The following is a 24,366-nucleotide window of genomic DNA, read 5'->3' as shown; positions in this document are numbered from 1 at the left end:
TAAGGCGGGTTTTTTATTGCCTGAATTTTGATTGGTGGAAAATTATCCGATTTATTAAAATGTGATCTTTCAATTTAGTTGAAGCTTTATACAATGCTCCGCAGGTGGGGTGATGTATGAAAAAATTATTATTGCTGGTTGGCTTGTGTGCAACTTTTGGAGCTGAAGCCAAGCAGAGCAGTCAAAGTGTAGAAGCAATTAAACAGAAGATTATTCAACAGTCGATTGAAAGCTATCCGGGAAATTGTCCTTGTCCATACAATACAGCGCGTAATGGTAGTCGTTGCGGTAAACGAAGTGCTTATAATCGTGCTGGCGGATATGCACCACTTTGCTATCTGGAAGATGTAAGTGATCGGATGGTAAGAGAGTATAAAGATTGAGGTTGTTTAAGCTTTTCTCATAAAGGAACTGTCAAAAGCAGTTCTTTATGAGAGTACTTGGTAAGATTGAGTTCTTCTCGGCTCTTTAGTAATTGGAGTTTCGTGAAATCTCTGATCAAGAGCATCAGCTAAATCTCTAACGTCTTCATTTCCACTAATAATGAATTTTCCATTTTGGAAGGGGATGTGACCTAAATATTTTTGAGTATTCGCAATAAACTCTATTTTTTGTTCAGCAGTGAAACTTTCAAATCTGTTTAAAACATTGGTAATTTTTTTGCGTACGGGAGCTGTTACTTTTTTTATTTCAAACCCTGAATTAGTTGAGAAAATATTAGAATTAACAAAATTACTTACATCTACCTCAGTGGCTTCTTTAAATAATTGATCAATTCCTAGAAAAATTTTCGTTAACTTAGAAAGATCTTTGAAATAGAGTCTTCCGGTGTTTTCTTCAAAAACAGCATCAGGAATAGTGTTTAAAAGAATAACTGGATTGAATGTGATATTAGGTTGATCATTTAGTCCCCATAAATTAAGTATAGGTTTTTTTATTAATAAAGATTCAGGAACTCTTTGATAAAAAGTTCTCCCTGTAACTTTATCTATTAAGGCTAAATACCGTATTTTGTCATATTCATTTGGCCCTATTTGAACCCAATCATTGCTGTTTGCGTTTATACAAACTTCAATCGGATTCTTAATTTCTGTAGTAGAAGGTAAATTAATATAGAACCATTGATCCTCATCTAAAGTAGAGGTGGGAGAATATTCAATGATGCTAGAAAAACTGAATTCTCTGAAATCTTGAAAGATTTCGATATCATTTTGACAAAGAACTTTTTTTAAAGATCTACTAACTTTTGCTAGCAAAATATCCATTGGTATATTGACACCCCATTTTTAGAATTGAATGTAAGTATATTCATTGATCTTTTTTACATTGATCGAATGAGTTTTATCTTGGTTTCTTAAATCATCTTTATTCTTAATATCATATTTTATAATCAGTAAGATTTTCAATCCCTTGGTATTGGTAATATGATAGAAACGGTAACCTAAGATTAAAAGTACAGGATTAAAAAAAGCAGTTTTTGAGAAAAATAGTAGTGTAGCTATCATTAAAAAAATAATTAAGAAAGCTTTTAGAGTACTTATGCTGATAGCTACAAGAATATAGCTTAAATATATAGGTAAAAAATATTCATTAGCTGGTTCTATAATGTTAATGGAATTGATTGAAATACTATCTGTAGCGCCTGTTTTGCCTAAAGAAATTGAAATTTTACCGATACCTATACAAGCTATAAAAATTAAGCCATAAGTGATAAACGATAATATATTTTTGTTTTCATATAGCTGATGTGAACAAATAATTCGATGATTTTCTAATACATAATCTATAGTCATTGGTACAGATATACTTAGCCAATTTAGCCAGCTATCTTCATGGCTGATCATAAAAATTAAAATTGACAGTAAAAGCGAACTGAGAATTAATAAGAGTTTGGCAATCATTTGAATCACCAGAATATTTTTTTAGCAGTATAACGAGAATTTTTCTAAAAATCTTATACTTGTAAAATTACTACGTCATAAATCGTCGTATTAATTAATGAATAAAATCATAGTAAATCATGGTAAGATGTATCTTAATTAAATTTAAGATATATCTTTTGTATGTCTAGAACTTCTGATTCTGCATTAAAAGAAGAGCGAAAAAACTCTCCAAAACCTCGTAGACGGCTCTTTGAAGCAGGTGAAATGAAACTGCTCGTGCTGCATTTTATTGCTCAAGCGCCCAAGTTTAGCTATGACATTATTAAAGATGTAGCTGCGCTGGTTGGAGGTAACTATAAGCCGAGTACAGGTACGATCTGCCCAACAATTAACTATCTTGAAGAACAGCAATATACCCAAGTGATCATGAGTGTGGATGAACGTAAGCAATATCACATTACTGATAAAGGTCGTGAGCATCTGAAAGATAATCAGGAAACTCTACAAAGAGTTCTTAGCCGTTTTGAAACCCGTCGCCGCATTCAAGAAGATGAGCGCTATATCGATATCCATAATTCAATGGAAAGCCTGAAAGCTTCACTACGATTCAAACTGCAAAATGAACTTCGTCCAGAGCAGATCAGTGATATTGCTGCCCAGATTGAACAGGCTGCAATTAATATCCGTCAACTGTAGGAGCAGGGTATGAAACAACATCTCTATGAAGTGACTGTTCAACATCTGGCTGATGCTCAAGGTAATCCATCAACCTATAGTGAAGCGCTACAGTTTCAGGTGGGTAATCACGATGACATCTTTAAAATACTGGAAAAACTTCAAGCCAGTCAGTTGCTAGATGAGGAAAGTACCAAAGCATTTGTTATCGGCTTAAAACTGTTTAGTGAAGTCATGCTGGAAAATAAAGAGTTGCCACTCTTCAAGGAATTCCTGCCGCAATTTGCCCAGTTTATGAAATCCTTAAAACAGACAGTGAAAGCCCAAAGTGAAGAACAGTAAGTATTCTAAAGGTCATTTATGAAAAAGAATCTCCCAAAATTTCACTCAAAACATCTGAACTGGTTAATGCCCTTAATCCTTTCCGGCATTATGAGCGGTGCGATTTCCTGCTTTAATATGCTGCTGAATAAAGGTTGGAGCGATGCGTTTATCTCGCTATGGTTACATGCTTGGGGGCTGTCATGGCTGGTGGCATTTCCACTGATTCTGCTTGTATTGCCGCTGGTACGCAAATTTCTGATGCAGTTTGTGCAGATGTCAGATCAATCTGCTAAATAAGAAATTGCTTATTCGAATCAGTCGGAATCGGATGACTTATTCAGAACTTGAGACAAAATAGATTTCATTTCAGTCAGGCTTTTCACACCAGCAATGCGTTGAATGATCTGCCCATTTTTAAAGATAAGAGTAGTAGGCAGGCCATAGACGTTATAGCGTAAGGTCAGAATCGGTGATTGATCGACATTGATTTTACCGAACTTAATTTCTGGATCATGCCCAGCATATTGTGTTGCCAGGTCCTCAAAAACTGAAAAATTCTGTACGCAGGGCTTGCACCAGTCAGCATAGAAACGGATCACAGCAAAGCCTTCAAACCATTCGAAGTCACTGTAATTATCTTCATTGTAGGGGATGACTGCTGACATGAATTTGCTCTCATCATTTCAAAATTAAGATTTAAACCAGCTCATAGTGAGTTCAGCCTGACCGGTATTCTCATCGATTCCTTGATTGATCATCTTAAAACCCTGCTTTTGGTAAAAATGAACTGCTGATGTATTTGCAGCATAGACATTTAAATGCAGCTGATTACATTGCTGTTTTAAGAAGTCAACTAAACGGCGACCATAGCCAGCACCTTGCTGCTCAGGATCAATGAAAAGTGCAGCTAATACATTTTCTGATTTTAATAATGAAACAAAGCCAAGTACCGTATGATTTTCTTTAAGGACATAGTTTTCTGCTAAGGGTAAATATACATCTCGCATTGGAAGTAGCTGATTTTCCCAATAACTAGCAGGAATAAAATCATGCGCCTTTAAAGAAGCCTGGAACCAGATTTCAAGAATAGCGTCGATATCCTCGGTTTTCGCTTTTGTAATTATTGTCATCAGTGGTCTTATATCAATTTACTAAATAGGCAGCTGATTATACATAAGTCCATGCTGCTTCAATCCATAGCATTTCTATGTTCAAATAAGTTCGAAAAATATGAAACGTGAATATTAGGGAAAGAATCCATGACGCAACAAAGCATGCAACAAGTCATCATTACAGAACCGGGTGGTGTAGAGAAACTCGCTTATGAAACGGTTGCCATCCCTGAACCTAAAGCAGACGAAGTGCTGGTTAAGGTACATGCTTTCGGGATTAACCGTCCGGATATCTTGCAGCGTCAGGGCTTGTATCCAATGCCTAAGGGCGTGACTCCTGTACCGGGTCTGGAAGTTGCCGGTGAAGTTGTTGCAGTCGGGAGTGAAGTAAGCCAGTTTAAAGTAGGTGACAAAGTCTGTGGTCTGACCAATGGCGGTGGTTATGCAGAATATTGCGTCGTGCCTGAAAGCCAGACTTTAAACATTCCTGAAGGTGTGAGTTTTGTACAGGCTGCGGCGATTCCGGAAACCTTTTTCACTGTTTGGGCAAATGTGTTCCAGATGGGTAAGGCTAAGGCAGGAGAGACTGTACTGATTCATGGCGGAACTAGCGGGATTGGAACCACAGCCTTAATGCTGTGCAAATCATTAGGCATCAAAACCTTTGCGACAGTAGGTAGTGATGAAAAAATCCAGGCAATTTCACATCTGACGACAGGAATCAATTACAAGACCCAAGACTTTGAACAGGTTATCAATGAAGCTACGGATAATGCCGGTGTAGATGTGATTCTGGATATGGTGGGTGCGCCGTACCTAGAGAAAAATCTGAATCTGCTGCGTCGTGATGGTCGTTTGGTGTATATCGCATTCCTGGGCGGCGCTAAAGCTAAGGATGTAAAATTGGGTCAAATCATGATGAAACGTTTGACCATTACTGGTTCTACCATGCGTGCACGCAATACGGCTGAGAAAGCTGAAATTGCCCAAGGCCTGAAAGAGCATGTGGCACCACTCTGGGCAAAAGGTGAATGTTTACCGATGATCTATAAAACCTTCAAATTTGACCAGATTCAGGATGCGCATGCAACGATGGATACGGGTGAACATATCGGTAAGATTGTGGTGGAAATCATCTAATTATTCTTGTGATAGAAATACTAAAAGCCAACTTTTGTTGGCTTTTATTTTGCATAAAAAACGATAACTAATTTAAATTAATTGCTTGAAATAGGGATATAAATTTTAAAAAACGGTAAAAAGTGTCGATTGTTCGACACAACCTGTCAAAACTGAGGAGTAAATTAGCGCTTAAATATAATCTGACTAAATTGTTTGGTATTAGATGAAATGTCACGTATTAAAAGGAAGTATATTATGAAGATAGTGTCCACCCCTTATACGCATGAACATGGCTTTCGTGCATTGAAGCGTTTGCATAAAGCGATTATCCGTAATCAGTTACTTCGTTCCGATCTACACAAGCTGTATCAAGCCATGTTGCATCTGGAACGCTATATGGAACGGCTGAGCCACTCAGCACCGAAACCTCACTACAAACGTCGTAAAAAAGCTTAAAAAACACCTTGCCTATTAGCCTTAAGTTGAAGTGAATAACTCTAATCTCGTTTTTATTTGGCTGTATAATTTTCCCATAATTTAAAAATTCTAAGCAGATGAATCATTGTGCTGCACAAGCGGCACGAAGAGGGTATTTATGAAGGGCAATGCGTCAACGCATGAGCGCCTCGCAGACCGTTTGGCAAATATTTTAACCAAACTTAATATAGGGCATCAGTTAAGTGTACAGGAGCTGGCACGAGAATTTCAGGTCAGCACCCGTACTATTGAACGTGATTTTGTTCGTCTGAATGCGTATTTACCGCTCATACAGGATCAAAATACCAAACGCTATTATCTTGAGCCTTCATATTTAGGGCGTTTCAAGTTGCAGGATATCCAGAATTTTGCACAGTTGTCCGGAATCAGTGAGCTGTATCCGGCACTGGATATGTCTTTTATTCGTGAATTGCTGGATGAGCGGGCAAATCAGGTATTTTCGGCAAAAGGTTATTATTTTGAAGATGCCAAACAGTTTGCCGAGCATTTCAAGCTGCTTGCAGGGGCGATCTATAAACGGCAGCAGATTGAGCTGCAATATTCCGAACAAACACGGATCATCCAGCCATACCGATTGATTCATCATCATGGCATCTGGTATCTGGCTGGTGTCACTGAAGCTGAACTCAAAACTTATCGTTTAAGTCAGTTGCAGGAAGTCAAACTGGTTTTTGAAAATGAAAGCTTTGAGCATGATCCTGAAGTTCTGAAAATGCTGGCAGATGAAGACAGCATCTGGTTTGGTCAGCAAAAACAGCAGGTTTTGATGAAGGTGCAACCTGAAGTCACGGTATTTTTTAAAGAGCGCCGTTTATTTCCGGAACAGCAGATCGAACAGGAATCAGAGTCTGGAGAATTGTTAATTAGTTGTCAGATTCGTCATGAAATGCAGTTATTGCCACTGGTACGTTACTGGCTACCGTATGTAAAGATCATTGAGCCGATTCATTTTCAGGAAAAACTGGAACAGGATCTGGAAGGTTATTTACGCTCTGCTGGATAATATTTTGAAAGCAGAGCAGGTTGGCGAATGCTTATAGAATTCTATTGAGAATTAGATTTAGCAAATTACAGGCATAAAAAAACCAGCTTTAGCTGGGTTCTTTATTTGCACCATCTTCAGTAGTAGAAGAATGGTGCCCGAGGCCAGACTCGAACTGGCACGCTTTGTGGGCGGGGGATTTTAAATCCCCTGTGTCTACCGATTTCACCACTCGGGCTTTAACAAGATTGGAGGCGGAGGTCGGAATCGAACCGGCGTCCACGGAGTTGCAGTCCGCTGCATGACCACTCTGCCACCCCGCCGCGTCTTGTTGATGCGTATATTATCAAGCTCTGAAAAAAAAACAATAGGATATTCATTTGTATGCGCATAAAAACAGCATATGGCGGAAAATATTCAGAATTATCATGTAGAATGTGCAAAATTGATTCATATCAACACTTGGGAGAAGTGCCGTGGCATTAGTTTTAGACGGTCGTGCATTGGCGAAGCAAATTGAAGCTGACTTGTTAACTCGCGTAGAAGCGCTGAAAGCAAAATCAGGTCGTACTCCAATTCTTGCGACTATTTTAGTGGGTGACGATGGCGCATCTGCAACTTATGTTCGTATGAAAGGCAATGCTTGCCGCCGTGTTGGTATGGATTCACTAAAAGTTGAGCTTCCAAAAGAAACGACTACTGAAGAATTGCTGGCTGAAATTGAAAAACTGAATGCAAATCCGGATGTTCACGGTATTCTTTTACAACACCCAGTACCTGCGCAAATTGATGAACGTGCTTGTTTTGATGCTATCTCGCTTGAAAAAGACGTCGATGGTGTGACTTGTCTGGGCTATGGTCGTATGGCGATGGGTGAAGCAGCTTATGGTTCTGCTACTCCTGCAGGTATCATGACTATCCTGAAAGAAAACAATATTGAAATCGCAGGTAAACATGCGGTAGTGGTTGGTCGTTCTGCGATTCTAGGTAAACCAATGGCAGCAATGTTGCTTGAAGCGAATGCTACAGTGACTATTTGCCATTCACGTACTCAAAACCTTCCAGAATTTGTAAAACAAGCTGACATTATCGTGGGTGCGGTGGGTAAAGCTGAACTGATCCAGAAAGACTGGATTAAACCAGGTGCAGTGGTTGTTGATGCTGGTTTCCACCCACGTGATGGCGGTGGTGTGGGTGATATTCAATTAGTCGGTATTGAAGAAGTTGCTTCTGCTTATACCCCAGTTCCGGGTGGTGTAGGTCCTATGACAATCACTACGCTGATTCGTCAAACTGTAGAAGCTGCTGAGAAGGCTTTGGGTTAATTGAAATTTTAATTAGTTACGGCGGAGTTGTATCGTTGTGACTATAGATGTAAGAAGCTCATTCGTTACTTTTGTTTCGGCAAAAGTAACCAAAACCATTTGTCATTCGCAGAACTCGTCATATTTCTTTTGCGTGGTTGATGTGTCGCAAAAACAGGACGAATTAGATTTCAGTCTGCCTCGAACAGCTGCGAATGACGTGGTCATGTATCCGATTAATGTATAAATTCCAATAAAGATATTTTCGCATCAAGGCTTTCTTCATGAGCTGTACTTTCCAATTTCCTAAAGCCCCTGAGCATTTACTTCAAGCCTTACACCAAGTTATTCCTAATTGTGAACTGATGGCACAGCAGCTACCAGAAACACCGATTTCACTCTGGCTGATTCCACCAGTCTTTCCGACAGACAAACTAGATGATGAAGTGATTCGTCGTATCTGGAATGATACGCCGTACTGGATCTTCTGCTGGGCATCAGGATTGGCCATGGCACAGTGGTTGCTGGCTGAACCGCATCATGTCAAAGACAAAGTGGTACTAGATTTTGGTGCAGGATCAGGTGTTGTTGCTATTGCAGCGAAAATGGCAGGAGCCAAACGTGTGATCTGTTGTGATATCGATCAGGTCAGTCTGAATGCCTGTCGTGCCAATGCTGAGTTAAATGATGTTGAGCTGGAATATCTGGATGATCTCTATAAAGCAGAACAGGTGGATATACTGCTAGCGGCAGATGTGCTTTATGATCAGTGTAACCGTTTCTTCCTGGATGAATTCCTGAGATTTGCACCAGAAGTCTGGGTCGCAGATAGTCGGGTGAAAAATTTTAGTCATCCGCAATATCTCAAACTGGATGAACGTAGTGCGACTACCTGGCCAGATCTGGATGAATCACCAGAATTCCGTAATGTCAGCTTCTATCGAACTAAATAACATCCAAGAATTGAAAAAGAAAAAAAGGGCATCAAGCCCTTTTTTATGCTCTGTTTTATGAGCAGGTATAGCGAATCACACGTACAGTGGTAGGGCGAGCTTCTAATGCCTCTCGGGCACCCGGATTTTCACTGTTATATAAATCAGGTGTATTACTCAAACTGATTTGGGTGCGGCTATCCCCGAGTTGACGGCCATACTGAACCTGTTCAGGAGTTGGGTTAACTATTTCCTGACTATTAATAATCTGGATATTATAACTTTTAGAGGTTCCAAGAACTTGTCTGCAAGCAGCCTGTAACCTGTTTTCATCCTGACTTGGTCGTCCTGCTAATGTATAGCTTAAGGTTGCGGAATTTTCTGAACGTTCCAGAATTTCATAACCGGTCTGACCGTTAAATTGTTGAGGTGCCGTCTGACATGCTGTCAGGCCTAAAGTGCCGATAGTTAAGCCGAGTAAAAAAACTGTTTTTTTCATCATGATGATTTCCCGTATTTTTATCAGACAAGTATGCCATAGCAACGAAATAGCGGAATGGCAGTAAACATAAAATTCCAATAAAAAAGCTTTCCGAATGTTTCCATCCGGAAAGCTCCTAAAGCAATACAGTTACTTAGTCATCAGTAATCATGCTGTGCTTTTTAGTGTCTTTCATAAAGACATAAGTGAGCAGCGACAGGCCAATCATAAAAGTAATGTAATAGAAGAAGTAGTTTTCATGGCCGGCATTTTTAAAGCTTAAAGCCACCAGTTCTGCTGTACCCCCAAATAGTGTATTGGCAATCGCATAAGGCAAAGCTACGCCTAAGGCACGGATATGGGCAGGGAATAGCTCAGCTTTTACCACTGCGTTAATCGCTGTATAACCAGTTACAATTACCATACCGCTCATACATAACATGAATGCTGTAGTTGGGTTGGTAGTTGAGCCTAAGCCATTAAAGATAGGAATGGTAAATAGTACACCAAGCACACCAAAGGCAATCATGATTGGCTTACGGCCGATCTTGTCAGAAAGTGCACCAATCACAGGTTGCAAGAGCATGAATACAAAGATCGCAAGAGTCGTGATTTCAGTCGCTGTGGTTTTTTCAAATCCTGAGGTGTTCACCAGATATTTCTGCAAATAAGTAGTGAAAGTATTGAAAGCTAAAGTACCACCTGCAGTTAGCATGATCACGGTAAATGCCTGTTTAGGATATTTAGTGAATAAAGCTAAGGCACCGGATTTAGGGCCACCTTTTTTCGCCTGTTCAACAGCCTGTTTTGAAGATTGTGTTTCTACCAGACCGCGACGGATCCAGAACACCACAATCGCTAAGAATGCACCAATCAAGAAGGGAATACGCCAGCCCCATTCAGTGAGTTGTGCTTCAGTCAAAGTGCGTTGTAGGAAGATCAAGACACAGAGTGCCAATAGTTGACCTGAGATCAGGGTCACATACTGGAAGCTTGAGTAGAAACCACGATGATTTTTACCTGCCATTTCAGTCAAGTAAGTGGCACTTGAACCGTATTCACCACCTACACTCAAACCTTGTAATAAACGAGCAAATAACAGCAGCGCAGGGGCGAGCATGCCCACTGAATCATAGGTGGGTGCACAGGCAATAATCAGGGAACCGACACACATCAAAGATACAGAAAGTGTTAAACCGGCTTTACGACCCTTACGGTCAGCGTAAATCCCCATAATCCATGCGCCAATCGGACGCATCAAGAAACCAAGTGCGAATACAGCAGCAGCCTGAAGAAGTTTGACGGTATTGTCGCCATCAGGGAAGAACTGTGAAGCGAAATATAAGGTAAAGGCTGCATAAACATACCAGTCGTACCATTCGACCAGGTTACCTGCAGAACCACCGAGAATAGATTTAACCCGTGTTTTACGATCAAGCTGCGGTGTAGCAGCTTCAGGAAGTGGCTGATTCACAACATTGCTCCAAAGGAATGCTGTAAAACACATCTTTTTTAAATTTTCATTGCTATAAAATCTAAAAAGTTATGTTTTAGTGAGAGAGAAAGTGAGGAGATTTCATATACTTATACGCCTCCAAGTTTTCTCTTTTTATAGGACTTTAGTCTTAATAAATAGTGGAATTTTCAAATATTTTTATAAAACATAAATTTACCATTTGTTTAGATTAATTGCTTGATTTTTATATTGGATTAACTGGTTAAATGCTGTTCTTTAAGGGGATTAATGAATGGTAAAGGTAGTTTTTATTTAGATGTAAAATAGATTAAAAAATTGGCTTTAACCTTATCTTAAGGTAATAAAAAAGGCCGCTTACGCGACCTTTTTAAAATTAAATCAGCAATTAAGCAGATTTAACCGCTTCAAGAAGTTCAGCTTGGCGTTTTTTCAACGCTTCTGGCAGACGATCACCCAATTTGTTGAACAATTCAGTGTGGCTTTCAAGTTCTTTGATCCATTGATCTTTGTCTTGAGAAGTTACCAGGTCAAATTGTTCTTTAGTGAAATCAGAACCAGTCCAGTTTAGCTGTTCGTAAGTAGGTACACGGCCGATTGGAGTTTCAACAGCATCAGCACGACCTTCACAACGATCGATGATCCACTCAAGAACACGCATGTTTTGACCGAAACCAGGCCATACGAAGTTACCTTCAGCATCACGACGGAACCAGTTCACGTTGTAGATACCAGGAAGCTTGTTACCAGCAGCAGCAGCTTTCTCGCCAACTTTCTCACCCATTTCTAACCAGTGAGTGAAGTAGTCAGCCATGTTGTAGCCAGCAAATGGAAGCATCGCAAATGGGTCGCGACGAACGATACCTTGTTGACCAACAGCAGCAGCAGTTGTTTCAGAACCCATGGTTGCAGCTTTATAAACACCATCAACCCAGTCAAATGCTTCTGAAATCAGAGGCACTGTGTCTGCACGGCGACCACCGAAGATGAACGCAGAAATTGGAACACCTGCTGGATTTTCCCAATCCGCATCGATAGAAGGGCATTGACCAGCAGAAACTGTGAAACGAGCGTTCGGATGAGCCGCTTTTTCTTCGCCAGTGTGTGGTTGACCTTTCCAGTTAGTCAGATTCGCAGGTGCTTCTTTAGTCAGACCTTCCCACCAAACTTCACCGTTGTCAGTCACAGCAACGTTTGTATAGATTACGTCTTTATGAAGCGTTGCCATACAGTTCGGATTCGTTTTGGTATTTGTACCAGGAGCTACACCGAAGAAACCAGCTTCAGGGTTGATTGCATATAAGCGACCATCTTCACCTGGTTTGATCCAGGCAATATCGTCACCTACAGTTTCAATTTTCCAACCTTCATAACCTGCTGGTGGAATCAGCATCGCGAAGTTTGTTTTACCACAAGCAGATGGGAATGCAGCTGCGATGTAGTGTTTTTCGCCTTTAGGGCTAGTCACGCCAAGGATTAGCATATGTTCAGCTAACCAGCCTTGTTGACGACCCATATAAGATGCAATACGTAAAGCCAGGCATTTTTTACCTAACAATGCGTTACCGCCGTAACCAGAACCAAATGACCAGATTTCACGAGTTTCTGGGTAGTGCACGATGTATTTTTCTTTGTTGCAAGGCCAAGCAACATCTTTTTGACCTTCTTCAAGTGGTGCACCCACAGTGTGTACGCAAGGGACAAATTCGCCATCTGTACCTAGAACGTCATAAACAGCTTTACCCATACGAGCCATTTTAGACATGCTGACTGCCACATAAGGAGAGTCAGTTAATTCGATACCGATGTGCGCAATGTGTGAACCCAAAGGACCCATAGAGAATGGAACCACATACAGGGTACGACCTTTCATTGAACCGTCAAACAGACCATTCAATTTTTCGCGCATAACTGCTGGATCTTCCCAGTTATTGGTCGCGCCAGCGTCTTCTTTATTTGCAGAACAGATAAAAGTACGGTCTTCAACACGAGCAACGTCAGAAGGATCAGAATTTGCAAGATAAGAACCAGGATGTTTCTCTTGGTTAAGCGCTTGCATTGTGCCGTTAGCGATCATCAAGTCGATATAACGTTGATATTCTTCTGCGCTACCGTCACACCATTCAATTTTTGCTGGTTTTGTTAATTTAGCAATTTCTTCCACCCATGCAATAAGCTTAGGGTGACGAACGAATTCTGGTGCGTTCACTTGGGTCATGGTGAGGCCTATCTCAAATGTGTACAAAATTTTGTACAAAGTACAATCTGGTCAATAAAATACTGGCCAGATGAAATATGAAAAAAAGTGGCTGTATTAAAGCATAAAATCATCAAAAAAATAAGACTAAAGAAGTGCTGGATTTTATTTGGAATATTATGCTATTTTCTGTTTAAATTTATATAAAACAATAAGATATGAATAAATTCAAAATCTTAAATATGTATTTATTAGCTTTATGTGTGGTATTTATTTTAATTATTTTTATTTAAATCAAACCTTTAAATAAAATTGTTCAGTTATATTTGTTATTGATTAAATAAATGGTCGCCATTCGAATTTTACATAAAGCAACTATTAATTGTTTATGAATTGGACAAAATGCCAATAGGTGTGCATCAATCTGTGTAAAAAATGTCTAATCAATCTAAACCCTTATCCATTATTTATAATCATAATTCTGGTTTCCGTCTATTCGACCAACAAGAAAAATATGAGCAATTACTAGATATTTTTGCAGCGCATGATTTTGAGACTAAAGCTTTTGAAATCAACGATCCAGAACAGTTCAAAAAAGTCATTGCTGAAGTGCTGCAACGGCATCAACAATCGCCAGATCATGGTGTGATCGTGGCAGCAGGAGGAGATGGAACGCTCAATTCAGTCGCCAAACACCTGCTTGAAACTGATATTCCAGTCGGAATATTGCCTCTAGGTACTTTTAACTATGCGGCAAGATTGCTGGATATTCCCTTAGATTTGGTTGAAGCCGCACAAGTCATTGCAACGGGTCAAACCAAATGTATCCATGTAGCGCGTATTAATCAGGAAATCTACCTGAACAATGCTAGTCTGGGCTTATATCCCTTATTTATTAAAAAACGTGAAGACTATAATCGCATATTTGGCCGTTTCCCTTTACATGCCTATACCTCAGCACTCGATGTGTTGATTCGTGACCGTAAAGAATTAAAACTGGAAATCTGGGTAGATCAGAAGAAATATCCGGTCAAAACTCCACTGATTTTCTTTGGCAATAATCCACTACAGTTAGTAGACATGAAAATGCGGATTGCCCAAGCTGCTGAGCAAGGGAAGGTGGCTGGGGTTGTGGTCTCTAAAAGTGACAAGCTGACGTTATTCAAGCTGGTATATCAGTTAATCCGGGGCAAGATTGATCAAGCCTCCGATGTCTATAGTTTTGCTGCAGATCAGGTGCGAATTGAGTCTAAACGCAAAAAATTAATGGTTGCCATAGATGGGGAAACGGTAGAAATGACACCACCGTTAAATATTTCAGTTTTAAAAAATAGTTTAAGTGTAATGGTGCCGCATGATTCTGCATCTCTCTGATCTGCATTTTGGTACAGAAAGGCCTGAATGTTTGGAAGCCATCCAACAATTTTGTCGGGATCATGCATTGGAAGCGGTGGTAGTCAGCGGCGATCTCACCCAGCGAGCACGTTTGGGGCAGTTCTTTGCTTGTAAACGGTTTCTGGATCAGTTGAATACGCCTTATCTGGTGATCCCGGGGAATCATGATATTCCGCTTTATCATTTATGGAATCGATTATTTACTCCATTTACCCGTTATCAATTATTTTTCGGTGAACTCGAGCCTGTTTTAGAAACCGAACATTTTTATCTGATTGGGGTAAATTCGATTAGACGTCGATATCATACTAAAGGGCATTTATCACTCGAACAGATTCAAAGGATTGACCTGAAACTACAGCAGGCACCTGATTCCAAAATCAAGATTATTGTCAGTCATCAACCTTTTTATGTGCCATTTCAGAATAGGCAGGGTTTTAAGGATATTCCCCTGATGGCCAAAATTGCATTGGAGTCCTGGTCGCAGCATGGGCTGTTTGCTGTATTGCATGGGCATTTGCATCGTACCGCAGTCTATGATTTGAACCGTATATTCGAATTGGGAGGAAATCATCCGGTTTATGATGTACATGCCGGGACTTCTGCGTCACATCGGCTCCATAAGAATCAGCCGAATAGCTTTAATGCAATTGATGCAACAGGAAAAATTACGCAATATTGTTTTGATGAACAGTTAAAAACCTTTGTTCCACAGCCTGATCCCATAAATAAATAGACAAAAAATACGCAATCCATCAAAAAATTAAAAAAAAACCAATTTTTTTTCATTTTTGCCCTTGAAGCGTTTTATTCCATCTCCATAAAAAGGACATCAAAAAATTTTGATGATGACCAATGGAATAAATAAGTCGTCATCGGTGATCTAAAAAAGACTTAGTCTGATGGAGTTATTTATGAGCAACATTCGTCCATTACATGACCGCGTTGTTATTCGTCGTGTTGAAGAAGAAACAAAAACAGCTGGGGGCATCTTACTTCCAGGTTCTGCTGCTGAAAAACCTGCACAAGGTGAAATCATTGCAGTTGGTAATGGTCAAATCACTGACAATGGCGTACGCGCGTTAGACGTAAAAGTTGGCGACAAAGTATTGTTCGGTACTTATGCAGGTACAACTGTAAAAGTAAACGGCGAAGAACTTTTAATCATGAAAGAGTCTGACATTCTGGCAGTATTAGAAGCTTAATCTGCGCCAGATCGTTTTACTCATTCCAATTCAGATTTTGTAAAGATACAACAATATTCGGAGTCAAATATGTCAGCTAAAGACGTAAAATTTGGTGATTCAGCTCGTTCAAAAATGATCGCTGGTGTGAACATCCTTGCAGATGCGGTGAAAGTGACTTTAGGTCCTAAAGGCCGTAACGTTGTAATCGACCGTTCTTTCGGTGCACCGCACATTACTAAAGATGGTGTATCTGTTGCGAAAGAAATTACCCTGAAAGACAAATTCGAAAACATGGGTGCGCAACTGGTTCGTGAAGTTTCTTCAAAAACCAATGATATCGCAGGTGACGGTACAACAACTGCAACTGTATTGGCTCAAGCAATCCTGAACGAAGGGATCAAGTCAGTAACTGCGGGTATGAACCCAATGGATCTGAAACGTGGTATCGACCTTGCAGTTAAAACTGTTGTTGAAAATATTAAACAAACTGCAAAACCAGCTTCTGATTCTAAAGCGATTGAGCAAGTCGGTTCGATCTCTGCAAACTCTGACACCACTGTGGGTTCTCTGATTGCACAAGCAATGGAAAAAGTAGGCAAAGAAGGCGTAATCACTGTTGAGGAAGGTTCAGGCTTCGAAGATTCGCTTGATGTTGTAGAAGGTATGCAGTTTGACCGCGGTTATATTTCTCCATACTTTGCAAACAAACAAGACACGTTGACTGCTGAACTTGAAAACCCATACATCCTGTTGGTTGACAAGAAAATTAGCAACATCCGTGAATTGATCACTGTTTTGGAAGCTGTTGCGAAAACTGGTAAGCCTCTTCTTATCATCGCTGAAGATGTTGAAGGCGAAGCGTTGGCTACACTTGTAGTAAATAACATGCGCGGCATTATCAAAGTATGTGCGGTTAAAGCACCTGGCTTCGGTGACCGTCGTAAAGCAATGCTTCAAGATATCGCGATCCTGACTGGCGGTACTGTGATTTCTGAAGAAATCGGTATGCAGTTAGATCAAACTTCACTTGAACACTTAGGTACTGCACACAAAGTGACTGTATCTAAAGAAAATACAGTGATTGTTGATGGTGCTGGTGATGCAAATCAGATTTCTGAGCGTGTTCAGCAAATCCGTGCACAAATCGAAGAATCTACTTCTGAATACGACAAAGAAAAACTTCAAGAACGCGTTGCTAAATTGGCAGGCGGTGTAGCAGTTATCAAAATCGGTGCTGCAACTGAAGTTGAAATGAAAGAAAAGAAAGACCGTGTAGACGACGCACTTCATGCAACTCGTGCTGCAGTTGAAGAAGGTGTTGTTGCGGGTGGTGGTGTTGCACTGGTACGTGCTGCATCTGCACTTGATGGTCTGACTGGTGCTAACGATGACCAAAACGTAGGTATCAACATTCTTCGTCGTGCAATCGAAGCTCCTCTTCGTCAAATCGTAGCCAATGCTGGTGATGAGCCATCTGTTGTGATCAATGCTGTGAAGAACGGTGAAGGTAACTATGGTTATAACGCTGCGACAGGTGAATATGGCGACATGCTGGAAATGGGTATTCTTGACCCTGCGAAAGTAACTCGTTCTGCACTTGAGCATGCAGCTTCTGTTGCTGGCTTGATGTTGACAACTGAATGTATGATTACTGAAATCCCAGAAGAAAAACCAGCGATGCCTGATATGGGCGGCATGGGTGGAATGGGCGGTATGATGTAATTCATTACCCGATTATATGCTCAAAAAATCCCCGCTTTTGCGGGGATTTTTTTAATTTTAAATAAAATAAAAGTGAGATTTTCATGAAAAATATAGTAGAATTTGAGACTTAAGTTGACTTATAGTCATAAATGATTGATGAAGTATTCAATTTTTTTTAAATAAATGAAAAATGTTTACTTTTGTAATATTTTTAGGCTTGGTTTTTGTAAAGTTTTGATTTATTATTTGATCAAAATATAATTGATATATATGGCAATATGAGCAATACAGTTATAAATGAGGGTGAGAATTCAGATGATCAATCTAAACTTGTATTGGTGAGTAAGGATGAATTAAAATCTTTATACCGAAAATTAAGAGAGTATGAAGATCGTTTAAAGAAAAGTGAATATGAACATAGAAAGCTATTAGCTTACTTCACTCAAAAGATTACAATTGATTAAATTCATCAATCAACTTTTTAATAATATCTTTCTGGGTATTTTTTAAAGAGCGAAACTTTAAATAATAATCCAAATCTTCAGTATCATGTTCTGAAACTTGAGGGGCAGGATTAAAATCATGGTCTCCAAATCTTAACCATTGGTTGGAAACATTAAGCCAAATTGCGAGTATTGCCAATTTATCTTGGCTAGGAATTGCCTTTCCTAACAACCAGTTATTTGCTGACTGTACTGAAATAGCTGGACCGTCATAACGATAATTAAATTCTTTTGATAAATAAGTAGGACTTATAGGATGTCTTGCATTTGTTAAAGCACTTTTCAGCCGTTCAGCAAATAGATTTTTTTCTTTTTGGCTGCTCATAAATTCCTTCTATCTATTCCTATACTTTTAAGCCTAGCCTTAAAAAGTATTTTAAATACTACAATGTTTCAGAGCCTAATTTTAAGAAAACTTCGAAAATATTTCAATTGTAACAACTTTATTTAAGATAACTTGTTGTAATTATTTGTAATGAATTTTCTTTATTTCTTAAATCAAATTTATTTAGCTCAGCTTAATTCAAATATTAGTAAATAATTCTAACAACATAAACTTTTAGTTGATGATTATAATCCAATTATATATGCAATAAAAACATAAAGTTATACATATAAATTAATATTAAACATAATAGATAAATTAATATTTAAAAAATAAATCAAATTTTGATTGATAAATTTGTTATGTTTTGTATATTATTGCCTCAGGACCGCGGTGGCGGTGGGGTATGAATGGCGTAATTCCCTTTTAACCACGCATTCGTAACAGTTTTGCTGGTTTACATGATCCTAGGGTAGGCCAGTCTTTTTATAAAAATTGAAGGAAATTTATATGAAATTTCAAAAAACCTTATTGGCAGCTGCATTAGCAGCAGTAAGTTTTGGTGCGCTAGCAGCAGTGAACCAAGCAGATGTAGTAAAATACGCAAATGCTGAAGGTGATGTTCTTGTTAAAGTAGAAGATGCTAATGACAGCAATGGGGTTGTTCAAAATGGTTGGTATAAGCTTGAAGGCAATAAGCTAACAGCATTTACAGGTGAAACAAAAGATTACACAATCGTAGTGTCTGCTGGTCAAGTCCAAATTACAGAATCAACTCCATCTACAACAGGTGGTACTACAACAGGTGGTTTAAGCTTTGATGGTAATGTAGACCAAAATAATTATTGGTCTTTTGGTGGATCAACCACCACCACCACAACAACAACAGCCGGAACTTATACTCTTGAAGGTCAGTTAGTAAATACTGACTGGCATGGTAATAATGGTCTAGTTGATGAGAAAATCACTTTTACAGGTGAAACATCACCAGCAACTACTGCAACTGATGTAGTTTCAGTTAAAAAAGATGTTCAAATTGGTAACATTACTGAAGAAGATCGTGATACAGCTGGTAAAGCTAAATACGATTTCACTTTAGCTGGAAAAAATGTTCAAGGTACTCTTGCAACAATTAAAACTGAAGCTGATGCCAATACTGCTGTAGCTGGTGTTACAGGCAATGGTTTAGCTGTCTTGGATGTGGCGAAAGGTGGAGTGGTTGATCTTGAGAAAGGTACAGTAACTACAACTTCAGTTACAGGCACTACTACAACTGCACCAACAGCAGTACTAAATGCTTACGATGATAAAGATGGTAATCGTGTAGTTGAATTTAATGGTAAATATTTCAAAGCAACTGATAATACTTTGACTGCTTACACTGGCGATACTAGTGATGCTAACTTAACTAAAGTAGGTAAAGGTACAGCTGATGAAACAACTGGTGGCGATCGTACTACTACAGTAAATACTGGTTTAGTATCAAATCTAAACGTTACCTATGGTGAGTCTGTTTCTAAAGCCCCAAATGCTGGTGAAATCAAAATTTCTAGTACAGACCCATTAGTTGCAAATGATACAAGTGGTAATAAATATACAGTAACTTCTAATGCTCCAGTATCTACATCAACTAAGGATGTAAAAACTGGCATTATTGCAGTAGATGAAGCAGGTAATAAAACTTACGGTTTACAAGCTACAAATACTACAGATGGTAAAGTTACAGCGCAAACTACAGTAACTGCAGCTGGTATTGAAACCACTGGTGACATCGCTTTTGTTGACGCTGCTACTGGTTCAAAAACTTCTGTGAAAGGCTACTTAGAAGAAACTTCTAAAGCTGTTGATGCTAAAGTTGATGCTGCTCTAGTGGAAGTTGATTCTCGTTTAACTCAATTCAATTCTACAGCAGCTCGTTTGAACAGCCGTATTGATGACGTAGAGCAAACTGCTTACCGTGGTGTTGCAATTGCTTTAGCTGCTCAACAACAAATTCCTAACATCGGTGCTGGTCAATTCGCAGTATTCGGTGGTGTAGGTCACTATGAAGGTGAAACTGCCGGTGCTTTAGGTGTTGCAAGCGTATTCGCTGATGGCCGTACTTCTCTAAGTGCTGCTCTTGGTTTCGCTGGCGGTAACGAAGTTGGTGGCCGTGTAGGTGTTTCATATGTGTTTGGCGGTAAATAATTTACCCTCAACATAGTTGAAATAAAAAATCCCCGCATTTGCGGGGATTTTTTATTAAGTTAGAAAATGATTAAGGTGATTTTTTAACTAATTTATAATTCAGATTACTCTGTATTTCCTTACCTGTTTCTATATCACGAGCTTCAACGAAATTATCACCTACATAAAACTTCCGGTTTTCAGCTTTTCCATCTAGGACGATAATAGAAGGTTGTTGAGAATCGAAAGTGAAGCTACCTTTGGTCTCAGTTTCATTATTTCCAGTTTTACCTAAATATTCCTCACTCAATTCATAAGTTTTGTCAGGATTAAGATCTAGTTCAACTTTAATCCCTTCGCAGTCAGCACACGGGAAAACACCCTCATATTCGCCTGCCCAGTTTGAGTTGACAGTAGCATTACTGCTCATCTCAGTACTCATATTGCTTTGACTATTTGTAGTCTCTGTAGTAACAGGAGCATTTGTGGTATTAGATTGAGTATCTGCACTGGCCATATCGCGGTCATTCTGTTTAGAACATGCACTTAAACTAGTAACTGTTACTACCAATAAAGCAGGCCATAATATTTTTTTCATTGAAGATCATCCTCTTGTTCTTCTGTATTAGGATTTACATTAAAAGTATGAGCTATCAATATACAGAGAGATCTTGTTAAAAATTGATTCGTTAAGTGAAACGGATTAAATATATGTAGATGAGAAACGAAGATAATTAAAATACAAAATAAGCGATAGGTTTTCTTTAGTTTTATTTTATAAACCTTAAGGTTATGATTTGATAAAAATAATTATTAATAAGAGCGGTCATGAAAGCAGAACAGGAAAATAATATCATCGCGAAAATATATGATGCTGCTTTATTGCCTGCTTTATGGCTAGAGGTCATTCAGGATATTGTGCAATATACCCAGAGTCATAGTGCAATTTTTACCGGTCTTGATCAATTCAATCCCGCCTATGACTTTGTTTATACTTACAATATCCCGGAAGAAAGTCTGGCTGCTTATCAGGATGAACGGATTCGGGTCATTGACATGAAGCTGCATATGCCTTTATGGAATGAAATTGATATGGGGGAGGCACTTAATCAGGACTGCCGTCATTATGCAGATCAACCTGGAACAGAACAGTATATCTTTTATGAAAAATGCCTTAAGCCTACAGGGATAGGATATATGGCGGGAGTATTACTGGACAGAGGAAATTATCGCTGGGCAGTCATGGGACTACATCGTGCTCCGCACACTCAAGGTTTTGAAGCAGCTGAACTGAATTTTCTCAAACGGATCGGCATACATTTGCGTCGCTCTTTACAGATTCATCGGCAAATCAGTTTGGTACAACAAGACAATATCAGCTTATATACCGTATTAGACTGTTTAAAAATCGGTATTATTTTGCTGGATCAGGATCTCAAGTTATCTTATTCAAATCCACTAGCACAAAGCATGATTGAAGCTTCAACATGTCTGGAAATGGATATGCATAACCGGCTGAAAACACCGGTAGGTGATCAGGAACGTCTGGAAAGATTGCTATCGAGTGCTTTGCTGGAAGATACCAGTATGTCGAGTGAAATAGGCGGGGTCTTGGCTTTGCAGGATTCTAAAGGACAGCAATTGATGCTCACTGTTGTGCCTTTTAAAAGGTTGAGAAAAATGCAGCAATTTTCTGAAGCTCAGCATCAGATTGCTGTATTTATGACAGACAAAAACCGGCATTATTCATTATCTAGAGCTTATTTGCAGCAAGCATATCAACTGTCAAAACGTGAATTTGATTTGTGTGAACTTTTAATCAATGGCTATAAATTAGAAGAAATTGCAGTGAAATGTGGGATCACTTTAAGTTCAGTACGCACTTATTTTAAGAATATTTATGAAAAAACTGACTGCACTTCACAAATTGAGCTGATGCACTTATTGATGGGATGTACGATTCATTTTGAACATATTAATTAAACCTACCTAAAGATAATTCTTTAGGTAGGCAGTGCTCATTATCTAACGCGCTGTAATGTTACAGGACCTTCACCTTGTGGATGCAAGATCAGAGTTTCAGCCGATACATTGATGTTTGCAATGGTCTTGCTGCCATCGGAACTGTCTTGTAATCCGCCACATTCATTGGTATCGAATAAAACTTCAGTGGTCGTAAGTGTATTACCTGAGAGGATAAATTTGCCATATTCAATACCAGGCCAGCCACAATCATCTCCGCCTTCAGTGTCCAGGAAGAAATAATAGTTTGTGTCAAAGAAGGCAAATAAATGGGTGTCACTAAATCTCCATGCACCTACCAGACCATTAGCAGACTGTTTGACGCGGCTTAAACGGTATTCGGTATTGATCCCCGGTTCTGTCAGAATTAAGGTCATTCCATCATAGTTTAACGTATAAGGTTTGCCTTCTGCAGGATGTGAGAGTCCCCATTCACCATTACTGTCTTGAATAATACGCGGTGAAATTACACTGGTAGTTGCATTCCAGTTTAACTCTCCAGTTTCAATGCCAGGCGTTCCATCACCATCAGCAGCTTCTGCTTGACCTAAGGCATAACGGCCATCTTCTAAAATATGGATTAGAACAGCGCTGTTTGCATTACGGCCAATTTCCCAAGTACCGGCAATATCTTTATAGAAAGTTGACTGGAAGTTTTCTGCAGCTTTTTCAGGTGTAATCAATTTTTCTGTGGTAACTACGCCTGTTGATACCACGTCTGTAGCAAATGCTGTAGGGGCCTTAGAAAAATCTAAACTTTTATTAAGAAGGGCATTAGCAGCTTCAGTACTGATGCTAATCCCATTGTCATGATTACTATCTGTATCTAAAGACTGTAAAAGCACCATCAGATTGGTACGTGCATTTTCAGTTTGTGCTAAATCTAACGGAGTAACACGTTCTTTCGCTTCAATTTCTTGACCTAGTTGTACGTCACCAATCAGGAATTTAACCTTTTCTCCATCATTAAATTTAAATTCACCTTTTTCATTAGTAACCCCTTCCGCACCGCTGCTGGTGATATATGTTACCCCTGAGATAATTCCATCTGTCAGTACACCAGTTTCGGTCCCGACCGGAGCTGTAGGTGGAACAGGTGATGAACCCTCTGTACGATCATTATCTGAACCGCCACATGCTGTAAGTAACCCCGCTAAGGCAAGACAAATTAAAGTCTTTTTCATGAAAATCTTCCTGAAATTTATTATGTCAGCGAAGTATAGAAAGAAAGCTAAAATCGACATATCCTAAAATTAGGATGGAAAAATATATAAATCAGTAAAATAAATTGAACTCACTATTTGCTTAAAAGAGTGAGCTTGCAATAGGTAGTGAAAGAAGAAATATTCAAATAACAATAAATTGAAATTCTTCCTAAAGCTTAAAAATACAAATATATATTAATTGATGTTTTATTGATCAGGATGCACTATCTATATTCTGCTGCATTGTTAGACTGTGGCGAAATTTTGATAATGATTGTGATGTAGCTGTGTTTGAAAATTTAGCTGAGAAAACTTTAAATTTAATGGGCTGGAAAACCGATGACCAATGGCCCGAAGACCTTGATCAATGTGTGATGATTGCAGCGCCACATACCAGTAACTGGGATGCACTATATGCACGTTTGGCCTTAAAGGCATTAAAAGTGAATGTGCGTCTGACCATTAAAGACAGCTATATGAAATTTCCATTTGGGCCTTTTGTACGTGCAATGGGTGGAATTGGTATTGACCGTCGTCCCAAACAACCGGGTGAGCCACGTCCAAGCATGGTTCAGGTCATGACAGGTCTATTTAAAGAGCATCCTAAACTAGTCATGCTGGTTACGCCGGAAGGCACACGCGCCCGTCAGGAACAATGGAAAACTGGTTTTTATCATGTGGCGATCAATGCGGGTGTGCCAATTGCGCTGGCTTATATGGATTATGCAAAAAAAGAAGCGGGCGTAGGTAAAATCATTTATCCAACAGGAAATTATGAACAGGATATGGCTGAGATCATGACGTTCTATGCCAATATTGAACCTAAATTTCCTGAAAAATTCAGTATTGATCAACGCTATTTTTAATTTCAGGAA

Annotated in this window: 26 protein-coding genes and 2 tRNA genes; 16 read left to right on the top strand and 12 right to left on the bottom strand. The window is 39.2% G+C overall.

Annotated elements, in window-relative coordinates:
* Positions 1-116: 116 nt before the first annotated feature.
* Positions 117-383 carry a hypothetical protein gene (locus FTU03_RS03875; protein ID WP_179992109.1) on the top strand — a complete coding sequence of 89 codons (267 nt, stop codon included), beginning with the start codon at positions 117-119 and terminating at the stop codon, positions 381-383.
* A 45-nt stretch (positions 384-428) separates the two neighbouring features.
* On the opposite strand, the gene FTU03_RS03870 is transcribed toward FTU03_RS03875, so the two are convergent.
* On the bottom strand, positions 429-1,265 hold the full coding sequence (locus FTU03_RS03870; protein ID WP_004782954.1) for a hypothetical protein: 837 nt from the start codon (positions 1,263-1,265) through the stop codon (positions 429-431).
* Positions 1,266-1,286: 21 nt separating this feature from the next.
* Positions 1,287-1,901 (bottom strand): hypothetical protein, encoded by a 615-nt coding sequence (locus tag FTU03_RS03865; protein ID WP_179992108.1) that lies wholly within the window; start codon positions 1,899-1,901, stop codon positions 1,287-1,289.
* A gap of 162 nt (positions 1,902-2,063) precedes the next feature.
* Between FTU03_RS03865 and FTU03_RS03860 the strand changes: the two genes are divergently transcribed.
* Genes FTU03_RS03860 through FTU03_RS03850 form a run of 3 tightly spaced genes read left to right on the top strand, consistent with a single transcriptional unit; the run spans position 2,064 to position 3,179 of the window.
* A complete protein-coding gene (locus FTU03_RS03860; RefSeq protein WP_179992107.1) occupies positions 2,064-2,579 on the top strand; it encodes a PadR family transcriptional regulator in 516 nt (171 codons plus the stop codon).
* 9 nt (positions 2,580-2,588) lie between these two features.
* A complete protein-coding gene (locus FTU03_RS03855) occupies positions 2,589-2,900 on the top strand; it encodes a DUF3861 domain-containing protein (protein ID WP_179992106.1) in 312 nt (103 codons plus the stop codon).
* 18 nt (positions 2,901-2,918) lie between these two features.
* On the top strand, positions 2,919-3,179 hold the full coding sequence (locus FTU03_RS03850; RefSeq protein WP_179992105.1) for a DUF2798 domain-containing protein: 261 nt from the start codon (positions 2,919-2,921) through the stop codon (positions 3,177-3,179).
* Positions 3,180-3,196: 17 nt separating this feature from the next.
* Here the strand turns inward: FTU03_RS03850 and FTU03_RS03845 are convergent, their stop codons facing one another.
* The gene (locus FTU03_RS03845; RefSeq protein WP_179992104.1) at positions 3,197-3,547 is read right to left on the bottom strand and encodes a co-chaperone YbbN; all 351 of its coding nucleotides are present in this window, start codon (positions 3,545-3,547) and stop codon (positions 3,197-3,199) included.
* A 24-nt stretch (positions 3,548-3,571) separates the two neighbouring features.
* On the bottom strand, positions 3,572-4,012 hold the full coding sequence (locus FTU03_RS03840) for an N-acetyltransferase (protein ID WP_179992103.1): 441 nt from the start codon (positions 4,010-4,012) through the stop codon (positions 3,572-3,574).
* Between the two features lie 129 nt (positions 4,013-4,141).
* On the opposite strand from FTU03_RS03840, the gene FTU03_RS03835 reads away from it, so the two are divergent.
* From FTU03_RS03835 to FTU03_RS03825, 3 genes are all read left to right on the top strand, one after another.
* Positions 4,142-5,134, top strand: coding sequence for an NAD(P)H-quinone oxidoreductase (locus FTU03_RS03835; RefSeq protein ID WP_179992102.1), 993 nt, complete (start codon positions 4,142-4,144; stop codon positions 5,132-5,134).
* Between the two features lie 237 nt (positions 5,135-5,371).
* Positions 5,372-5,572: a hypothetical protein gene (locus FTU03_RS03830; protein ID WP_179992101.1), complete on the top strand. Its 201-nt coding sequence runs from the start codon at positions 5,372-5,374 to the stop codon at positions 5,570-5,572.
* 139 nt (positions 5,573-5,711) lie between these two features.
* Positions 5,712-6,617 carry a YafY family protein gene (locus FTU03_RS03825; protein ID WP_179992100.1) on the top strand — a complete coding sequence of 302 codons (906 nt, stop codon included), beginning with the start codon at positions 5,712-5,714 and terminating at the stop codon, positions 6,615-6,617.
* A gap of 131 nt (positions 6,618-6,748) precedes the next feature.
* Here the strand turns inward: FTU03_RS03825 and FTU03_RS03820 are convergent.
* Together FTU03_RS03820 and FTU03_RS03815 are read right to left on the bottom strand one after the other, a co-directional pair.
* Positions 6,749-6,834, bottom strand: a tRNA-Leu gene (locus FTU03_RS03820).
* A gap of 11 nt (positions 6,835-6,845) precedes the next feature.
* Positions 6,846-6,919: transfer RNA gene (locus tag FTU03_RS03815), tRNA-Cys, on the bottom strand.
* Positions 6,920-7,072: 153 nt separating this feature from the next.
* On the opposite strand from FTU03_RS03815, the gene folD reads away from it, so the two are divergent.
* A complete protein-coding gene (gene folD, locus FTU03_RS03810; protein WP_004782941.1) occupies positions 7,073-7,921 on the top strand; it encodes a bifunctional methylenetetrahydrofolate dehydrogenase/methenyltetrahydrofolate cyclohydrolase FolD in 849 nt (282 codons plus the stop codon).
* Positions 7,922-8,184: 263 nt separating this feature from the next.
* Positions 8,185-8,853: a methyltransferase gene (locus FTU03_RS03805; protein WP_179992099.1), complete on the top strand. Its 669-nt coding sequence runs from the start codon at positions 8,185-8,187 to the stop codon at positions 8,851-8,853.
* 55 nt (positions 8,854-8,908) lie between these two features.
* Here FTU03_RS03805 and FTU03_RS03800 read toward each other — a convergent pair whose 3' ends face one another.
* The 3 genes from FTU03_RS03800 to FTU03_RS03790 all read right to left on the bottom strand — a co-directional run bounded on the left by FTU03_RS03800 (position 8,909) and on the right by FTU03_RS03790 (position 13,005).
* Positions 8,909-9,331, bottom strand: coding sequence for a hypothetical protein (locus tag FTU03_RS03800; protein WP_034590028.1), 423 nt, complete (start codon positions 9,329-9,331; stop codon positions 8,909-8,911).
* A 136-nt stretch (positions 9,332-9,467) separates the two neighbouring features.
* Positions 9,468-10,820, bottom strand: coding sequence for an MFS transporter (locus FTU03_RS03795; protein ID WP_171523054.1), 1,353 nt, complete (start codon positions 10,818-10,820; stop codon positions 9,468-9,470).
* Between the two features lie 355 nt (positions 10,821-11,175).
* Complete coding sequence (locus FTU03_RS03790) at positions 11,176-13,005, bottom strand: phosphoenolpyruvate carboxykinase (GTP) (RefSeq protein ID WP_034706283.1); 1,830 nt, start codon at positions 13,003-13,005, stop codon at positions 11,176-11,178.
* A gap of 414 nt (positions 13,006-13,419) precedes the next feature.
* On the opposite strand from FTU03_RS03790, the gene FTU03_RS03785 reads away from it, so the two are divergent.
* From FTU03_RS03785 to groL, 4 genes are all read left to right on the top strand, one after another.
* Positions 13,420-14,358, top strand: a complete 939-nt coding sequence (locus FTU03_RS03785) for a diacylglycerol kinase family protein (protein WP_179992098.1) — start codon at positions 13,420-13,422, stop codon at positions 14,356-14,358.
* A complete protein-coding gene (locus tag FTU03_RS03780) occupies positions 14,339-15,115 on the top strand; it encodes a metallophosphoesterase (RefSeq protein ID WP_179992097.1) in 777 nt (258 codons plus the stop codon). The genes FTU03_RS03785 and FTU03_RS03780 overlap by 20 nt, the downstream gene beginning before the upstream one ends.
* A gap of 178 nt (positions 15,116-15,293) precedes the next feature.
* Entirely contained in the window at positions 15,294-15,584 is a 291-nt protein-coding gene (gene groES, locus FTU03_RS03775) for a co-chaperone GroES (RefSeq protein WP_004646315.1), read from the top strand.
* Between the two features lie 69 nt (positions 15,585-15,653).
* Entirely contained in the window at positions 15,654-17,288 is a 1,635-nt protein-coding gene (gene groL, locus FTU03_RS03770) for a chaperonin GroEL (protein WP_005234685.1), read from the top strand.
* 432 nt (positions 17,289-17,720) lie between these two features.
* On the opposite strand, the gene FTU03_RS03765 is transcribed toward groL, so the two are convergent.
* Entirely contained in the window at positions 17,721-18,098 is a 378-nt protein-coding gene (locus FTU03_RS03765; protein WP_179992096.1) for a hypothetical protein, read from the bottom strand.
* A gap of 510 nt (positions 18,099-18,608) precedes the next feature.
* Here FTU03_RS03765 and FTU03_RS03760 point away from each other — a divergent pair.
* Positions 18,609-20,285 carry a YadA C-terminal domain-containing protein gene (locus FTU03_RS03760; protein WP_179992095.1) on the top strand — a complete coding sequence of 559 codons (1,677 nt, stop codon included), beginning with the start codon at positions 18,609-18,611 and terminating at the stop codon, positions 20,283-20,285.
* A gap of 70 nt (positions 20,286-20,355) precedes the next feature.
* Here FTU03_RS03760 and FTU03_RS03755 read toward each other — a convergent pair whose 3' ends face one another.
* Positions 20,356-20,862, bottom strand: a complete 507-nt coding sequence (locus FTU03_RS03755) for a copper resistance protein NlpE (RefSeq protein ID WP_179992094.1) — start codon at positions 20,860-20,862, stop codon at positions 20,356-20,358.
* Between the two features lie 230 nt (positions 20,863-21,092).
* Between FTU03_RS03755 and FTU03_RS03750 the strand changes: the two genes are divergently transcribed.
* Positions 21,093-22,247 (top strand): helix-turn-helix transcriptional regulator, encoded by a 1,155-nt coding sequence (locus FTU03_RS03750; protein ID WP_179992093.1) that lies wholly within the window; start codon positions 21,093-21,095, stop codon positions 22,245-22,247.
* A 38-nt stretch (positions 22,248-22,285) separates the two neighbouring features.
* Here FTU03_RS03750 and FTU03_RS03745 read toward each other — a convergent pair whose 3' ends face one another.
* Complete coding sequence (locus tag FTU03_RS03745) at positions 22,286-23,470, bottom strand: hypothetical protein (protein ID WP_179992092.1); 1,185 nt, start codon at positions 23,468-23,470, stop codon at positions 22,286-22,288.
* Between the two features lie 308 nt (positions 23,471-23,778).
* On the opposite strand from FTU03_RS03745, the gene FTU03_RS03740 reads away from it, so the two are divergent.
* Complete coding sequence (locus FTU03_RS03740; RefSeq protein ID WP_125278720.1) at positions 23,779-24,357, top strand: 1-acyl-sn-glycerol-3-phosphate acyltransferase; 579 nt, start codon at positions 23,779-23,781, stop codon at positions 24,355-24,357.
* The last annotated feature ends 9 nt before the right edge of the window (positions 24,358-24,366 follow it).

Source organism: Acinetobacter sp. YH12046, assembly GCF_013419905.1.
Classification (GTDB): domain Bacteria; phylum Pseudomonadota; class Gammaproteobacteria; order Pseudomonadales; family Moraxellaceae; genus Acinetobacter.
This window is presented reverse-complemented; position numbering and strand designations above follow the sequence as displayed.

Excerpts from the sequence above, each read along its gene's own strand:
- FTU03_RS03805 (WP_179992099.1), top strand. The coding sequence starts at position 8,185 with ATGAGCTGTACTTTCCAATTTCCTAAAGCCCCTGAGCATTTACTTCAA.
- FTU03_RS03840 (WP_179992103.1), bottom strand. The coding sequence starts at position 4,012 with ATGACAATAATTACAAAAGCGAAAACCGAGGATATCGACGCTATTCTT.
- FTU03_RS03875 (WP_179992109.1), top strand. The coding sequence starts at position 117 with ATGAAAAAATTATTATTGCTGGTTGGCTTGTGTGCAACTTTTGGAGCT.
- FTU03_RS03825 (WP_179992100.1), top strand. The coding sequence starts at position 5,712 with ATGAAGGGCAATGCGTCAACGCATGAGCGCCTCGCAGACCGTTTGGCA.
- groL (WP_005234685.1), top strand. The coding sequence starts at position 15,654 with ATGTCAGCTAAAGACGTAAAATTTGGTGATTCAGCTCGTTCAAAAATG.
- FTU03_RS03845 (WP_179992104.1), bottom strand. The coding sequence starts at position 3,547 with ATGTCAGCAGTCATCCCCTACAATGAAGATAATTACAGTGACTTCGAA.
- FTU03_RS03790 (WP_034706283.1), bottom strand. The coding sequence starts at position 13,005 with ATGACCCAAGTGAACGCACCAGAATTCGTTCGTCACCCTAAGCTTATT.
- groES (WP_004646315.1), top strand. The coding sequence starts at position 15,294 with ATGAGCAACATTCGTCCATTACATGACCGCGTTGTTATTCGTCGTGTT.
- FTU03_RS03745 (WP_179992092.1), bottom strand. The coding sequence starts at position 23,470 with ATGAAAAAGACTTTAATTTGTCTTGCCTTAGCGGGGTTACTTACAGCA.
- FTU03_RS03850 (WP_179992105.1), top strand. The coding sequence starts at position 2,919 with ATGAAAAAGAATCTCCCAAAATTTCACTCAAAACATCTGAACTGGTTA.
- FTU03_RS03830 (WP_179992101.1), top strand. The coding sequence starts at position 5,372 with ATGAAGATAGTGTCCACCCCTTATACGCATGAACATGGCTTTCGTGCA.
- FTU03_RS03760 (WP_179992095.1), top strand. The coding sequence starts at position 18,609 with ATGAAATTTCAAAAAACCTTATTGGCAGCTGCATTAGCAGCAGTAAGT.
- FTU03_RS03855 (WP_179992106.1), top strand. The coding sequence starts at position 2,589 with ATGAAACAACATCTCTATGAAGTGACTGTTCAACATCTGGCTGATGCT.
- FTU03_RS03865 (WP_179992108.1), bottom strand. The coding sequence starts at position 1,901 with ATGATTGCCAAACTCTTATTAATTCTCAGTTCGCTTTTACTGTCAATT.
- FTU03_RS03765 (WP_179992096.1), bottom strand. The coding sequence starts at position 18,098 with ATGAGCAGCCAAAAAGAAAAAAATCTATTTGCTGAACGGCTGAAAAGT.
- FTU03_RS03750 (WP_179992093.1), top strand. The coding sequence starts at position 21,093 with ATGAAAGCAGAACAGGAAAATAATATCATCGCGAAAATATATGATGCT.
- FTU03_RS03795 (WP_171523054.1), bottom strand. The coding sequence starts at position 10,820 with ATGTGTTTTACAGCATTCCTTTGGAGCAATGTTGTGAATCAGCCACTT.
- FTU03_RS03860 (WP_179992107.1), top strand. The coding sequence starts at position 2,064 with ATGTCTAGAACTTCTGATTCTGCATTAAAAGAAGAGCGAAAAAACTCT.
- FTU03_RS03835 (WP_179992102.1), top strand. The coding sequence starts at position 4,142 with ATGACGCAACAAAGCATGCAACAAGTCATCATTACAGAACCGGGTGGT.
- FTU03_RS03870 (WP_004782954.1), bottom strand. The coding sequence starts at position 1,265 with ATGGATATTTTGCTAGCAAAAGTTAGTAGATCTTTAAAAAAAGTTCTT.
- FTU03_RS03800 (WP_034590028.1), bottom strand. The coding sequence starts at position 9,331 with ATGAAAAAAACAGTTTTTTTACTCGGCTTAACTATCGGCACTTTAGGC.
- FTU03_RS03755 (WP_179992094.1), bottom strand. The coding sequence starts at position 20,862 with ATGAAAAAAATATTATGGCCTGCTTTATTGGTAGTAACAGTTACTAGT.
- FTU03_RS03780 (WP_179992097.1), top strand. The coding sequence starts at position 14,339 with ATGATTCTGCATCTCTCTGATCTGCATTTTGGTACAGAAAGGCCTGAA.
- FTU03_RS03785 (WP_179992098.1), top strand. The coding sequence starts at position 13,420 with ATGTCTAATCAATCTAAACCCTTATCCATTATTTATAATCATAATTCT.